Below are 14556 nucleotides of genomic sequence, written 5' to 3' on the forward strand. Positions count from 1 at the left end.
CCTCATCGCGCGTTCTTGACTGCCGTAACAAAGTGGCAATACGTTGGAGGCACTGCGATCACAGGGAGCCATCAATGGAGCTGTCACCCTCGGCCCACACCGATACCTTCTGCCGCGACAACCTGCCGCCGCCGGAGCAGTGGCCGGAGTTCCTGTTCGACCTGCCCGACGTGCAGTACCCCGACCGACTGAACTGCGCGACGGCGCTACTCGACGACGTGATCGCCGAGCACGGCAGCGATCGCCCGTGCCTCCACGCACCCGGGCACGAGACGTGGTCGTACGGCGAGGTCCTCGCCCGCGCGAACCAGATCGCCAACCACCTCACCAGCGAGTGCGGCATCGTCCCCGGCAACCGAGTGCTTCTGCGCGGCCCCAACAACCAGTGGCTGGTTGCCTGTTGGCTCGGCGTACTCAAAGCCGGCGCGGTCGTCGTCACCACGATGCCCTTGCTGCGCCCGACAGAACTCAATGCGATCGACGAAAGCGCCCAGATCGCCGTTTCGCTTTGCGATCACCGGTTCCTCGACGATCTGGCCGCGTCCGACATCGAGGCGCCGACGATCGCGTACGGAGGCGCCGGCGACGACGACCTCAGTCGCGTGATCGAGCAACAGCCGATCACGCACGACGACGTCGACACCGCCGCCGACGACGTGGCGCTGCTCGCCTACACCTCAGGAACGACCGGCAAACCCAAAGCCACAATGCACTTCCACCGCGATGTGCTCGCCAACGCAGATACGTTCTCCAAGCACATTCTCCGCCCGAACTCCGACGACGTCTTCACCGGCACTCCCCCGCTCGCGTTCACGTTCGGCCTCGGCGGGATCGTCGTGTTCCCGCTACGCGTCGGCGCATCGACCCTGCTGATCGAGAAGGCGAGCCCCGCCGAACTCGCCACTCTCATCGACGAGTTCAGCGCCACCATCTGCTTCACGGCCCCGACCGCGTACCGCGCGATGCTGGCCAGCGGTGACGTACAGCTGCTGCAGAGCCTGCGCACCGGCGTCTCCGCGGGTGAGCATCTGCCGGCCGCGACCTGGGAGGCCTTCCGCGCGGCGACCGGGGTCGGGCTCATCAACGGCATCGGCTCGACCGAGATGTTGCACATCTTCATCTCGGCACCCGGCGACGACGCCCGGCCAGGCGCGACCGGTCGCGCCGTGCCGGGCTACGCCGCGACCGTCGTCGACGACGCGGGTGAACCCGTCGAGCGGGGCACCGTCGGCCGGCTCGCCGTCAAGGGTCCGACCGGTTGCCGATATCTCGCCGACACGCGCCAGCTCACGTACGTCCAGAATGGCTGGAACATCACCGGCGACACGTTCCTCCAGGACGATGACGGCTACTTCTGGTACCAAGCGCGCAGCGACGACATGATCGTCTCGTCGGGCTACAACATCGCCGCCCCCGAGGTCGAAGAGGCACTGTTGCAGCACGACGACGTCGCCGAATGCGCGGTCGTCGGCGTGCCCGATGAGGCACGCGGATCGCTGGTCAAGGCGTACGTCGTGTTGCGTACTGGACTGACGGGTGACGACGCGCTGCGCAAGGAGCTGCAGGACTTCGCGAAACAGCAGATCGCTCCGTACAAGTATCCGCGTGCGCTGGAGTTCCTCGATGCGCTGCCGCGTACGGCGACCGGCAAACTGCAACGGTTCCGGTTGCGCGCATGAGCGCCGAGCTTCCCCCACGACAGCTGATCACCACGCTGTACGGCCTGTACGCGCGCGATGAGCATGACTGGCTTTCGGTCGCGTCGCTCGTCCGGTTGATGGCCGAGCTCGACGTCGACGCCGCAGCGGTACGCTCCTCGGTCTCCCGGCTGAAGAAGCGCGACATGCTGCAGAGCGTGCGCCACGACGGGCGCGCGGGCTACGCGCTGTCGCCGCAGACCGTCGAGCTGCTGCGCGAGGGCGACGTACGCATCTTCGAGCGCCCCCGAGCGACTGTCGACGACGGTTGGCTCGTCGTCGTGTTCTCGGTGCCCGAGTCCGAACGCGCAAAACGGCACTCGTTGCGCTCACTGCTCGGTCGGCTCGGCTTCGGCTCGGCCGCGCCGGGCGTCTGGGTCGCACCGGGCCCGCTGTACGACGAGACCCTGCATGCGCTGGAGCGGCTGGAGCTCAGTACGTACACGGAGTTCTTCCGCGGCGAGTACCTCGGCGTCGGGGCCGAGGCCGACAGACTGCGGCAATGGTGGGACCTCGATGCGATCGATGTGTTGTACCGCGAGTTCATCGACCTGTACGAGGCGGAGCGCAGCACCACGACCACCGATCCGGCGGCGGCGTTCCGTACGTACGTACCGCTACTCACCAGGTGGCGCCGACTGCCCTACCTCGACCCGGGCCTGCCGGTCGCCTACCTGCCCGAGAACTGGGCCGGGATCGAGGCAGGTGAGCTGTTCGCCGACCTCAACAAGCTGCTGCGTCCGCTGGCGGCCGAGCACGCACGCGGCCTGCTGCACGGGTAGACCTCAGAAGACGGTGTCCTCCTGGTCGGGAATGACGTTGCCGTCGTCATCGATGACCGGGCCGAGGTTGCCTTCGGCGTCCTCGTAGGCGGTGGTTGAGCACGGGTACGGCTCTTCGCGCTTGGGCATGGGCTCGATGAACATCGGGTTGATCGTCCACCGACCGTCGAGGTTGTGGTACGCGCGGCACATCAGCTCGTCCTTGTTGCGGTTGAGCACAACTCGTACGCCCGTTGCGTCGCGCAGCATCGTCACGTCGGTCGTTGCGTCGCCGCCCGCGAGGGCCTGGCGCTCGTCGTCCGGCGCCTTCTCCAGTTGCGCCTTGCCCTCGATGCCGAGGATCTCCTTGTTGATGAAGCAGCGCTTGCCGTCGATGTACGGCATGATCGCGTCCTCACCGTCGGCGATGCCGCCGCAGCCCTGGAGGTGACCGTTGAGCACGCCCTTCGTGGTGAGCGAGCGGATGCCGATCGTGTGATGCCGCGGGACGCCCACTCCGGCGCCCCATACGTCTGCGGTCTCCTTCGGCGAGGCACTGACCACCCAGACGTCGAAGCCGGCATGCTTCAGCGTCCGGATGAGGTCGCGGATCTGCGGGTAGTAGCGGATCCAAGCGACCTCGGTACTCGAACCGACCTGCTGGGTCGCGCCGACCGGGTTGGACAGCGCTGCCCAGCGGGCCTTACGCGCGATCGCTCGTACCTCGGCCGGGCGGTAACCGGCGTTGATCTGCGCCACCCAGGCGTAGCTCGCCTCCATGATGCGATGGTCGTAACCCTCGAACACCGCGTCGCCGTCGGTCGTCTCGGCGTCCTTGCGTACCGACAGCAGTTCGTCGGCGCAGGTGACGTCCGTACTCGTCGGAAGCGGCTCACCGGCCGGTACGTCCGTGCCGCAGGCGCGGGTGAGGGCAGCGGCGCCGGCATCGGTCATGTAGCGGCTGGTGTTGTGCCAGTCCTGGTCGGCGGGCTGCAGGATTTTGTCGTGCCGCAGCATCCAGAAGATCGTCTGGTCGGAGATGTCGTTCTTGATGACCGTGTTGTCCCAGTCGAACACCGCCCGCGGCTTCTCCCGCGGGTCATAGTCGTCGGAGCAGCGCCCGCGCTCGTCGATCGTCTGCTGGATCTGCTTGCCGTTGTCGCCGTACCAGTCGTCGGCCAGCCGCAGCTGCGGGCACCAGCCGGTACGCTCGGGCGCTTCGGTCGCCGTCGACGCACCGGCGCCGATGGGCGTGAGCGCCAGACCCGCTGCGGCGAGAGCTGTTGCGGCGGCGAGAAGGCGGCGTTGCTTCGGCATCACGGCTCCATGGTGGTCGGCGTTGTCGACTCGACATGCTGGCACATACGAGCCGTACGCGCACCTGCTCGCGATGCTCGAAGCTCAGACCCGGATCAGGATCTCCCCATGCGGAATCACGAACCATCCGCCCGGCTGCTCGACCCAGTCACGCCACACGGCGGAGACGTCCTCGAGTTCTGCACGGGTCGCGTACCCGCCCTCGATCGCCTGCTCGGCGATCCGCGAGTACAGGATGCGATCGGCCCACATACCGCCCCACCACGCGCGTTCCGCCGGAGTCGAGTGGCACCAGACGGACGCGCTCGGCGTGACGTCCTCGGCGCCGGCCGCATTCGCCCACGCGAGCAACCGCCGACCGGCATCGGGCTCGGACCCGTTGCCACGCCCGACGTCGCGATAGATCTCGAGCCAGCGGTCGAGCCGCGGATCCTCGGGGTACCAGATCATCCCGCCGTAGTCGCTGTCTCGCACCGCGACGAGCCCGCCCGGACGTACGACCCGCATCATCTCGCGAAGCGCCGCCGACGGATCGCGCAGATGCAGCAGCACCTGATGAGCGTGCGCGATGTCGTACGAGTCCGACTCGGCGTCGATCGCGTACACATCACCGGTTGCGAACCGCGTGTTGTCGACGTTCGCGCGCTCGGCGTTCGTACGCGCCTGCTCGAGCACGTCGGCAGACGGGTCGATGCCGACGACGTGACCCGGCGCAACGCGCGCTGCGATGTCGACCGTGATCGTGCCCGGGCCGCAACCGACGTCGAGGACATCGAGACCGGGCCGCAGATGTGATGCGAGGTAGCCGGCGGAGTTCGCCACGTTTCGCCAGTGCTGGCTGCGAACAACGCTCTCCGCATGGCCCTGCCCGTACGCCTGCTCCGCTTCGCTCATGCCCGCACCGTACGCCGCCGCGTCCGTTATGCGATACGGATCGTCTCGCTATCCGGTCCGCGCGAGTTTGTATCTATCGCTCAGCGGTACAAACCTATTGGAGCTATGCGTGATAGATACAAAACGACGGCACGCGAGACCGCCTAGTCGAGAACCGCCACTCCCTGCACCTCCACCAGCGCCTCGACATCCCACAACCGCGTGACACCGACAGCCGCCATCGCGGGGTAGCTCGCACCGACGAGCCGCTTCCACACGCGTCCGATCTCCCGCGCATTGGCTTTGTACGCGTCGACGTCGACGAGATAGACCGTCAACGAGACAAGGCGATCGGGTGTGCCGCCTGCTGCGTCGAGAGCCGTGAGGAGATTGCCGAGTGCCTGCTCGAACTGCTCCACGATGCCGTCGCCGACGATCCTCCCCTCGACGTTGAGCGCTGTCTGCCCCGCCAGGTGCACGGATGTGCCCGACGTACGTACCGCATGGCTGAACCCGGTCGCCGGGGCGAGACTCTCCGGGTTCACTCGCTCCAGATCTGCACTCACGACTGCACTGCTCCTCCGTCGACGTTGATGCCTTGCCCGTTGATGGCTCCGTTGTCCACGCACAGCTCGACGGCCGTCGCGACCTCGTCCGGGGCGACCAGCCGGCCGATCGGCTGCCGTCGCGCGAGCACCTCGTGCGCCTCGGCGGGCGAGCGTCCGGTGCGTTCGGCGATCGCCTCGATCGTCGCGTCGGTCATCGGAGTGTCGACGTAGCCGGGGCAGACGGCGTTGACCGTCACCCCCGTACGCGCGACCTCGCTCGCCGCCGCGCGTACGAGACCGAGCGCGCCGTGCTTGCTCGCGGAGTACGCGCTGACCTGCGACTCCCCTCGTTTGGCGACCACCGACGCGATCACGACGATCCGACCCCACGACGCGTCGGTCATGGCGGGCAGCGCCCTGCGCATACAGCGGAACGGGGCCGTCAGGTTGAGGTCGAGGGCGGCCGCCCACTGCTCGTCAGACGTGTCGACCAGCGGTGCCGCCGTACCCGACCCGGCGTTGCAGACCAGCACTTCGACGGGCCCCCACTCCGCTTCGACGGTTTCGAACGCGGAGTCGATCGACCCCTGATCTGTCACGTCTGCCGGTACGACAAGGGCGGGACCCTCGAGGTCCGCGGCAACGGTCTCGAGCGGCTCGCGCCTGCGCGCCAGCAATGCGACGCGGTGGCCCGCGGCGGACAGCCGGGCGACGACAGCTGCGCCGACACCTTGTCCGGCCCCGGTGACCAGGCAGACCCGCGACATCAGCGCCCCTTCCACTGCGGCGGACGCTTCGCGTTGAACGCAGCATGGAACTCGGCGTGGTCGTCCGTCGTCATCAGCAGGGCCTGCGTCATCGCATCGAGCTCCATCGAGGCACCGAGCGACATGTCGAGCTCCCGCGTGATGAGCGACTTCGTCTGCGCATACCCGAGCGTCGGCCCATCGGCGAGACGGCGTGCCAGCCGGGTCGTCGCCTCGGCCAGCTCGTCGTCGACGACGAGCTCGCTGACCAGGCCGTACCGATCAGCGGTACGCGCGTCGATGGTGTCGCCGAGCAGCAGCAGCTGACTCGCACGCCCCGCACCGACGACCCGCGGCAACAGGTACGCCGCGCCCATGTCGCCACCCGACAGCCCCACCTTCGTGAACAGGAACGCGAATCGCCCGGACTCCGCGACCACCCGGAGGTCCGCCGCCAGAGCGACGACTGCGCCCGCTCCCGCGGCGATGCCCTGGATCGAAGCGATGATCGGCACCGGACACTCGCGCATCGCCTTGATGACGTCGCCGGTCATCTTTGTGAACCCCATCAGGTCACGCGCGTCCATCTCGATCAGTTCGCCGATGATCTCGTTGACATCGCCGCCGCCGCAGAACCCGGCTCCCTCGCCACGGATCACGAGTACGTTCGTGTCTCCGCGGTGAGGCAGCTCGTGCAACAGATCCCGGAGGTCCGCATAGCTCTGGAAGGTCAAGGCATTCAGCTTGTCCGGTCGGTTCAGCGTCACCGTTGCGACGCCGTCGGCGACCTCGAAGTCGAAGTGCTGCCAGTCGTTCGTGATCGGCACTGACGCGCGGTAGCGGGTCATCTGCCCTCCTTCGTTCGCGGTGATTCGGATCCATGTGCTAGAACGGCGCGGAGTGATGACGCCGAATCCTGGGGGAACACATGGCGCTTGGCAAGGTCGCGTTGGAAGAGCACTTTCTCGACCGTGAGACGGTGCGTCGCATCCTCGCCGACCCCGAGGAGCTTGCCCGCGTATCGGCGGGCGGCGGTGTGATGCCGTCGTACTACGAGCCGATCATGCATCGCCTCGCGGACTTTGACGACGCTCGACTGGCGGAGATGGACGCGCATGGCATCGAGTGTGCCGTCTTGTCGCTGACCGCGCCGGGCGTACAACGTCTCGCAGCAGCCGACACCGCGGCGGCGGCCGCGAAGTCTGCGAATGATCTGCTCGCCGTGGAGGTCGAGAAGCGACCCGACCGGTACGCGGGGTTCGCCGCGGTGGCGCTGCAGGACCCGTCGAGCGCTGCCGACGAGCTGCGGCGGTGCGTACGCGAGCTCGGGTTCGTCGGCGCAATGGTCAACGGCTACACGAATGTCGACGACGCCGAGCATGCGGCCTACTACGACCAGCCCGAGTTCGACGTGTTCTGGCGTACCGCCGTCGAGCTCGACGTACCGGTGTACCTGCATCCGCGACCGGCGCTGCCCGGCGGCGCGCGGATCCTCGACGGCCACCCCGAGATGGTCGGCGCGACCTGGGGATTCGGCACCGAGACGGCCACCCACGCGATGCGACTCATCCTCGGCGGCGTATTCGACCGGCATCCGGCACTGCAGCTCATCCTCGGGCATCTCGGCGAGGGCCTGCCCGCGATGCTGTGGCGTACGCAGTACTGCTTCGATCTCAACCCGTTCGACAAACGTCTCGACAAGACCCTCGCGGAGTACTTCGCCGACAACCTGCATGTGACGACGAGCGGAAACTTCTCCGACCAGGCGCTGATCAACGCGATTCTGACCGTCGGCGCCGACCGGATCATGTTCTCCGTCGACTATCCGTACGCCGACACCGAGCTCGCGACGCGCTGGATCGACAACGCACCGATCAGTGAGAGCGACCGCCGCAAGATCGCGTCGGGCAATGCGCGCTCGCTGCTCGCTCTCGGCTGAGCGCGCCACCTCAGCCGCCTTTGCCGAGCCCGCGGGCGATGATCGTGCGCTGGACCTCCGACGCACCCTCGTAGATCCGCGGTGCACGTACGTCGCGATAGAGCTGCTCGAGCAGATGGCCGCGTTGCAAGGCCTTCGCCCCGTGTAGCTGCACAGCCTGGTCGACGACGTACTGCGCAGCCTCTGTCGCATGCAGCTTGGCCATCGCGGCGCTGGTGGTGATGTCGCGTGGTTCGGCACCGTCGTCGTACGCGGACGCGGCGTTGTAGACGAGCAGCCGCGATGCCTGCGTACGCGTCGCCATCTCCGCAAGCGTGTGTGCGACCGACTGTTGCTCGATCAGTGGCGCACCATGCACCTGCCGCTCGTTGGCATAGGCGTACGCGGCGTCGAGAGCCGCCTGCGCCATGCCGACCGCGAAGGCTCCGACGCTCGGCCGGAACAGGTCGAGCGTGCGCATCGCTACCGCGAAGCCCGCGTCGACATCGCCGAGTACGTCGGCTCGCTCGACGCGGACGCCGTCGAACGTCAACCGACCGATGGGATGCGGCGACAGCAGGTCGAGATGCTCGCCGCCGAGACCGTCGGCATCGCCCGCGACGACGAACGCGGTGACCCCGCGGGCGCGGGCGTCCGGGGTCGTCCGCGCGAAGACGCTGTAGACGTCGGCGTCGGGGGCATTGGAGATCCAGGTCTTCTCGCCGAACAACCGCCAGCCGTCGCCGTCCGGCTCGGCACGAAGCGTGAGGCCGGCCGCATCCGAACCTGCGCCCGGCTCCGAAAGCGCGAACGCGGCGACGACATCACCCGACACAACCCCAGGGATCCAACGCTCGACGACCTCCGGCGAACCCGCCTGGAGGATCGGATAGCTGCCGAGCCCTTGCAGCGCCAGTGCCGTCTCGGCGTGGGTGTCGACCGACGCGATCGTCTCGCGCAACAGGCACAGTTGCATCGCCGCGGCATCGCGGGGTTGCTCGTCGGGCTCGCCGCCGAACAGACCGCGCAAGAGTCCGAGGCGACCGAGCGTACGAAGCAGCTCGCGGTCGACCCGGCCGGGATCACCCTTGTGCTCGCCGGCCAGCTCCGCCCGAGCGACCTTTCGTACCCACTCGGCGTACTCGAGTTGGCTCGGCGTCAACGCGAAGGACATGCCGTCACTCTATGGCGCATTGACAACGGTCGTCAAGAACGCGCAACATTAGGATATGAAGATCGCAGTCATCGGCGGCGGCCCGGGCGGCCTCTACTTCGCCGCTCTCACCAAGCAGATCGGCCCCGAGCACGAGATCACCGTGTGGGAACGCAACGCCGCCGACGACACGTTCGGCTTCGGCGTCGTGTTCTCCGACGAGACGCTCGGCGGTATAGAGAGCGCCGATCCGCGCTTCCACGCCCAGCTGGAGGCGGAGTTCGCCCGCTGGGACGACATCGATGTGCACTTCCGCGGCGAGGTCGTCACCAGCACCGGGCACGGATTCGCCGCCATGGGCCGCAAGCGCCTGCTCCAGTTGCTCCAGCAACGGTGTGCAGAACTCGGCGTCGACGTACGATTCGGCACCGAGGCACCCGATGTCGAAGACCTGCGGCGCGACCACGACCTCGTCGTCGCGGCCGACGGGCTCAACTCGGCGATCCGGCGCACGTACGCGGACTCCTTCGGCCCGACCCTCGACGAGCGACGCTGCAAGTACATGTGGCTCGGTACGTCGAAGGTCTTCGAGTCGTTCACGTTCTCGATCCGCGAGACCCCGTACGGCGTCATGCAGCTGCACGGATACCCGTACGACGACAAGGCGAGCACGTTCATCATCGAGCTCAACGAGTCGGTGTGGCGCGCAGCCGGATTCGACAAGACTCTCGACGGCCGCGAGCTCGCACCGGGCGAGTCGGACGAGGAGTCGATCGCCCGCGTACGCGAGCTCTTCGCCGAGGAGCTCGGCGACTATGAGGTGCTGGCGAACAACTCGCGTTGGGTGACGTTCACGACCGTACGCAACGAGTCGTGGGTGCACGACAATGTCGTGCTCCTCGGCGACGCCGCACACACCGCACACTTCTCGATCGGCTCGGGTACGAAGCTCGCAATGGAGGATGCACTCGCGTTGGCCGCGTGCCTGCACGAGCACTCGGCCCTGCCCGATGCGCTCGCGGCGTACGAGACGGAGCGCCGGCCGGTCGTCGAGTCGACCCAGCGTGCGGCCCAGGCGAGCCTGGAGTGGTTCGAGGACCTGTCGCAGTACACCCATCAGCACCCGACACAGTTCGCGTTCAACATCCTGACTCGCAGCCGGCGCATCACGTACGACAACCTGCGCATGCGCGATCCGGAGTTCGTCGCTCGCGTCGACACCTGGTTCGCCGAGCACGAGCGCGAGCGCGGCCAGGCGCCCGGTGACGTACGCCCGCCGATGTTCCAGCCGCTGCGACTCGGCGAGCTCGAGCTGCAGAACCGCGTCGTCGTCTCGCCGATGGACATGTACGTCGCGAAGGACGGCGTGCCCGGCGACTTCCACTTCACCCATCTCACCGGCAAGGCACTGGGTAGTCCGGGTCTGGTGATGACCGAGATGGTCTGCGTATCGCCGGACGGCCGGATCACTCCCGGGTGCGCAGGCATGTGGAACGACGAACAGCTTGCGCAGTGGGAGCGGATCACCGACTTCGTCCACCGCGAGACGAGTACCAAGATCGGCGTGCAGCTTGGGCATTCGGGCGCCAAGGGATCCACCAAGCTGATGTGGGAGGGCATCGACGAACCACTCGACTCGGGCAACTGGGAGGTCACCGCAGCTTCCCCCGTCGCGTACCGGCCCGGCGTCAACCAAGTGCCACGCGAGCTGACCCGCGACGAGATGGTCGAGGTGCGCGAGCAGTTCGTCGCATCGACCGTGCGGGCGGCCGCCGCCGGGTTCGACCTGGTCGAGCTGCACTGCGCGCACGGGTACCTGCTCTCGGGATTCATCTCGCCGATCACGAACCGGCGCACCGACGAGTACGGCGGTTCGCTGGAGAACCGGCTGCGCTTCCCGCTCGAGGTGTTCACTGCGATGCGCGAGGCATGGCCGGCCGACAAGCCGATGACCGTGCGTGTCTCCGCGACCGACTGGTGCGATGACGGGCTCACCCTCGACGACGCGCTGGCCGTGGCGCAGGCGTTCGAAGCCGCCGGGGCGGCTGCGATCGACGTGTCGACCGGGCAGGTGACGTCGGCGGAGAAGCCGGCATTCGGGCGTTCGTACCAGACACCGTTCGCCGACCGGATCCGCAACCGACTGCATATTCCGACCATCGCGGTCGGCGTCATTTCGTCGTACGACGATGTGAACTCGATCCTGCTCGCCGGTCGGGCCGATCTCTGCGCGCTCGGCCGCGTCCACCTGTACGACCCGAACTGGACTCTGCACGCGGCCGTCGAACAGGACTACGACGGCCCGGGCGTACGCTGGCCGCTGCCGTGGCGAGCCGGACGCCGCAAGCCGCAGACAGGTCGACCCGACGCTGCGCCTCCCCCGCGCAGGCTCCCTACGAAGTGAGGCGAGAATCCGCCAGAACGCAACGTACGCTGGCGTCATGCAATCAGCGAGGCTCCTCGATCGGTTCGATATTCGTCCGCCCGAGCTATCGGACGCAGCAGCGCTGGCGGCGGCGTACGACCGCAACCGCGAGCACCTCGCGCCGTACGAGCCGCGCCGCACGCCGGCGTTCTACACCACCGTGGCGCAACGCGAGGCGCTTGCGGTCACACTCGAGGCAGCGCGGCACAGGCGGTCTGCCGGTTGGCTGATCTTCGACGAAGCCCGGGTCATCGGCCGCATCAACCTGAACTCGATCGTGCTGGGCGCGGCGCACTGTGCTCATGTCGGCTACTGGGTCGACGGCGAGTACACAGGCTTGGGGCTGGCAACAGCGAGCACGGAGTTTGCATGCGCGGCCGCGGCGCAACTGGGTCTGCACCGGGTCGAGGCTGGCACGCTCACCGACAACGCCGCGTCGAAAGCCGTACTACGCAAATGCGGATTCGAACCGATCGGTCATGCGCCGAAGTACCTCCACATCAACGGTGCATGGCGCGACCACGACCTGTTCCAGCGCATCCTGCACGACCGGCCGCCGGAGTAGACCGGCTCATCCGGCCGGCAGCTTCGATGCGTCCGAGCATGCGATGACCGGCTCGACGTCCTTCTCACGCGCGCTCACCCGTATCGCGCCGCCGCCGTCGTCGGCCGCCACCTCATCGGGCGAGACGACCTCGAGGCAGATGCGTACCTTCTTCGTCCAGGTGCCCACGGTGGACAGGTCGAGCTGCTCGGTCGCACCCGACTCGACGGCGGCGGCCTCGAAGAGCTCGGGCTCTTCACCGGAGTCGCCCGATGACGACCGTACGTACGTCAGGGAGGTCGCGCCGTCAGCCTTGCCCTGCTCGGGCTCACCGACGGGCAGCAGGACGAGTAGTTTCGAATCGCCGTCGTTGGCAACGGACAGCCGCGAACCGCCACCGCCTGAGTTGATACTCAGCGACACTTGATCGGCGCCGTCCGGACTGTCCGTACGGGCACCCGACGACGAACCCCCGCCGTCAGCGTCGGTCTCGCCACAACCACCGACGACCAGCGACAGTGCGACGAGCATCGTCGCCGTCAGCAAACGCACCATTGCCGTCATCAGTCCGGAATCGTCACACGATGCTCGTTTCCGTCACTGTCCTCGAAGATCACGACGACGTCCTCGCCCTCTCCGGGCACGACCGTGTACGACTCGCGGTTGTCCCAACCCAGATCCTCTCGCAGAGCGTTCTCCGTCAACGCGCCCGGATGCTCGCTACCGTCGCCGGTCAGTAGCGTGTCGTACTCACCGTCGCCGTCGGTGTCGATCCCCACCGAGTTGATCTCGGCGTACGGCGCGTCGTTCTCGCTGATCACGTTGCCGTCCTCGTCGACGAGAAGCTCAGTGTATTCGCCATCAGCGGTGCCGCCCGAGAGCTGATCGAAACTGTGCGACAACTCGTGATACAAGCTGGCGACCGGAGGACGCTCGTCGAGCGCCTCATCGTGGGTCGGACCGTAGTTGACCAACGCGGAGTCGTCGTACGCGCCTCCCGGCGGCGACGCGTAGTTGCCACCGAGATCGTCTCCGCTCAACCAGCTCTCGACATCGAAACCGTCGGTTGCGTCGGGATTGTCTCCGTCAACGTACGGCGCGATCCGGATCTTCGTCGGCTCGTCGAACGGGTTCCAGATGGAGTCGGTCTCGCCTGAGGCATCGTCGAGCGCAACCAGGCCCTCGCGACCACTCGGCGTCGTTCGGAGTAGTTCGAGATCGGAGTCGATTCGCTCCAGCCACGCCTCGTACTGGTCGTCGGTCATCCAGTCCGGCTTGTAGAGCTCGATCGCCTGCGCACCGGGGGCGCCGATCAGCTCGATGATCGTCGTGTTCTCCGTGTTGTGCGTGCTCTCGCCCTTCTCCGCAGTGACGTCGTCGCGACCTGCGCCACCGTCGTAGACGTCTTCGCCTCGCCCGCCGAACAGGTGATCGTTGCCGTCGCCGCCGTACAGGAGGTCCTCACCACGCCCGCCCGACAAGGTGTCGTCACCAGCACCGCCGCGTACCTCGTCGTGGCCGGACCCGCCCTCGCCGTAGTCCTGGCCCTCGCCCCCGCTGATCACGTCATTGCCGCGGCCGCCGTACAACGTGTCGTTGCCATCGGCACCCACGATCGTGTCATTGCCGTCCTGGCCGTCGATGACGTCATTGCCGTCGCCGCCGACGATCGTGTCGTTGCCGTCCCCGCCGTACGCCACGTCGTCGCCCTCACCGAGGTCGATGTAGTCGTCGCCGCTGCTGCCCGCAGACATGCCCGGGTGCCCGCCGCCGAAGTACACGTCGTCGCCGCTGCCGGCGAACGCGCGGATGTTGAGCTGCACCTCGGGCGGGACCTCGATCGCGTCGTTTCCCCCGTAGGTACGAATCTCCAGGTTGTTCTGCCCGGGCGGGATGCGGGTCGTCTTGTACGTCATGGCGCCGTTGACGAGCGTACCGACCCGTACGGTCAGACTGCCGTCGTCGTTCTGCACGACCTGCACGTGGTCGCTCTGGTCGGAGCCCATGACGACGTACTCGTCACCGACCTTGACCACCGGCGGCGCCTCGACCTGCGGACCGAGCTGCAGGTCGTCGGTCGGCATCACTCCCTGGGACTGGAGGGTCTTGATGTCTTTGTCGTTCGGGCCGCGTTCGAGCATTCCCGCCACGACGTTCGCCTCACTGTCCAGCTCGGCGCTGAGGTCGGCTTCCTGGTTGATCAGCCGCTTCCGGAGCTCCTCTCGCTCATCCTTCGGCGCGTTCTTCGGCAACGCCGCCCATTTGAGGTTCAACCCGTCGATACCTGTGTCGTAGTCGCCGATCGCCAGGGAGAACTTGGAGAGGGCACCCGCGGTGAACTTCGCCGACTGCTTGAGCCCATCGGCCCCCGCGTCGATCGGCGGCGGTATCTCGGCCATCGGGATCTCCAGGTCACCGCCGACGTTCGCCTGAGCCTCGCGGGCCTCACGTACGGCCGTGGTGCGGGTGTTGTCCACTTGGCCGGCGGACAGCAGAACACCTGCGGCCGACTCGACGACGGAATCGGGCGTCGTCGGGTAATGCGGGAACGGCGGGTTCATGCGAAAACCGTAA

The 14556-nt window shown here is 67.3% G+C and carries 12 protein-coding genes and 1 pseudogene; 5 read left to right on the plus strand and 8 right to left on the minus strand.

What is annotated here, in order from left to right; genetic code table 11:
- The first annotated feature begins 89 nt into the window (after positions 1 to 89).
- Together MU582_17830 and MU582_17835 are read left to right on the plus strand one after the other, a co-directional pair.
- A pseudogene (locus MU582_17830) lies at positions 90 to 1670 on the plus strand (AMP-binding protein).
- 5 nt (positions 1671 to 1675) lie between these two features.
- Positions 1676 to 2479 (plus strand): hypothetical protein, encoded by an 804-nt coding sequence (locus tag MU582_17835; protein UPK74279.1) that lies wholly within the window; start codon positions 1676 to 1678, stop codon positions 2477 to 2479.
- Positions 2480 to 2482: 3 nt separating this feature from the next.
- On the opposite strand, the gene MU582_17840 is transcribed toward MU582_17835, so the two are convergent.
- The 5 genes from MU582_17840 to MU582_17860 form a co-directional block, all read right to left on the minus strand.
- Entirely contained in the window at positions 2483 to 3775 is a 1293-nt protein-coding gene (locus MU582_17840) for a haloacid dehalogenase-like hydrolase (protein UPK74280.1), read from the minus strand.
- An 84-nt stretch (positions 3776 to 3859) separates the two neighbouring features.
- Complete coding sequence (locus MU582_17845; protein UPK74281.1) at positions 3860 to 4669, minus strand: methyltransferase domain-containing protein; 810 nt, start codon at positions 4667 to 4669, stop codon at positions 3860 to 3862.
- A 143-nt stretch (positions 4670 to 4812) separates the two neighbouring features.
- Positions 4813 to 5214 carry a RidA family protein gene (locus MU582_17850; protein UPK74282.1) on the minus strand — a complete coding sequence of 134 codons (402 nt, stop codon included), beginning with the start codon at positions 5212 to 5214 and terminating at the stop codon, positions 4813 to 4815.
- On the minus strand, positions 5211 to 5963 hold the full coding sequence (locus tag MU582_17855) for an SDR family oxidoreductase (protein UPK74283.1): 753 nt from the start codon (positions 5961 to 5963) through the stop codon (positions 5211 to 5213). The genes MU582_17850 and MU582_17855 overlap by 4 nt, the downstream gene beginning before the upstream one ends.
- Positions 5963 to 6790 carry an enoyl-CoA hydratase family protein gene (locus MU582_17860; GenBank protein UPK74284.1) on the minus strand — a complete coding sequence of 276 codons (828 nt, stop codon included), beginning with the start codon at positions 6788 to 6790 and terminating at the stop codon, positions 5963 to 5965. The genes MU582_17855 and MU582_17860 overlap by 1 nt, the downstream gene beginning before the upstream one ends.
- 80 nt (positions 6791 to 6870) lie before the next feature.
- On the opposite strand from MU582_17860, the gene MU582_17865 reads away from it, so the two are divergent.
- Entirely contained in the window at positions 6871 to 7881 is a 1011-nt protein-coding gene (locus MU582_17865) for an amidohydrolase family protein (GenBank protein ID UPK74285.1), read from the plus strand.
- Positions 7882 to 7891: 10 nt separating this feature from the next.
- Here the strand turns inward: MU582_17865 and MU582_17870 are convergent, their stop codons facing one another.
- Positions 7892 to 9034, minus strand: a complete 1143-nt coding sequence (locus tag MU582_17870) for an acyl-CoA dehydrogenase (GenBank protein UPK74286.1) — start codon at positions 9032 to 9034, stop codon at positions 7892 to 7894.
- 55 nt (positions 9035 to 9089) lie between these two features.
- Here MU582_17870 and MU582_17875 point away from each other — a divergent pair, with 55 nt between their 5' ends.
- Positions 9090 to 11417: a bifunctional salicylyl-CoA 5-hydroxylase/oxidoreductase gene (locus MU582_17875; protein UPK74287.1), complete on the plus strand. Its 2328-nt coding sequence runs from the start codon at positions 9090 to 9092 to the stop codon at positions 11415 to 11417.
- Positions 11418 to 11454: 37 nt separating this feature from the next.
- Positions 11455 to 12003, plus strand: coding sequence for a GNAT family N-acetyltransferase (locus tag MU582_17880; protein ID UPK74288.1), 549 nt, complete (start codon positions 11455 to 11457; stop codon positions 12001 to 12003).
- A 6-nt stretch (positions 12004 to 12009) separates the two neighbouring features.
- Here the strand turns inward: MU582_17880 and MU582_17885 are convergent, their stop codons facing one another.
- Both MU582_17885 and MU582_17890 read right to left on the minus strand, forming a co-directional pair.
- A complete protein-coding gene (locus tag MU582_17885) occupies positions 12010 to 12546 on the minus strand; it encodes a hypothetical protein (GenBank protein UPK74289.1) in 537 nt (178 codons plus the stop codon).
- Complete coding sequence (locus tag MU582_17890) at positions 12546 to 14543, minus strand: M91 family zinc metallopeptidase (protein ID UPK74290.1); 1998 nt, start codon at positions 14541 to 14543, stop codon at positions 12546 to 12548. The genes MU582_17885 and MU582_17890 overlap by 1 nt, the downstream gene beginning before the upstream one ends.
- Positions 14544 to 14556: the final 13 nt, after the last annotated feature.

The sequence above is a fragment of the Nocardioidaceae bacterium SCSIO 66511 genome, assembly GCA_023100825.1.
In the GTDB taxonomy this organism is placed as follows: domain Bacteria; phylum Actinomycetota; class Actinomycetes; order Propionibacteriales; family Nocardioidaceae; genus Solicola.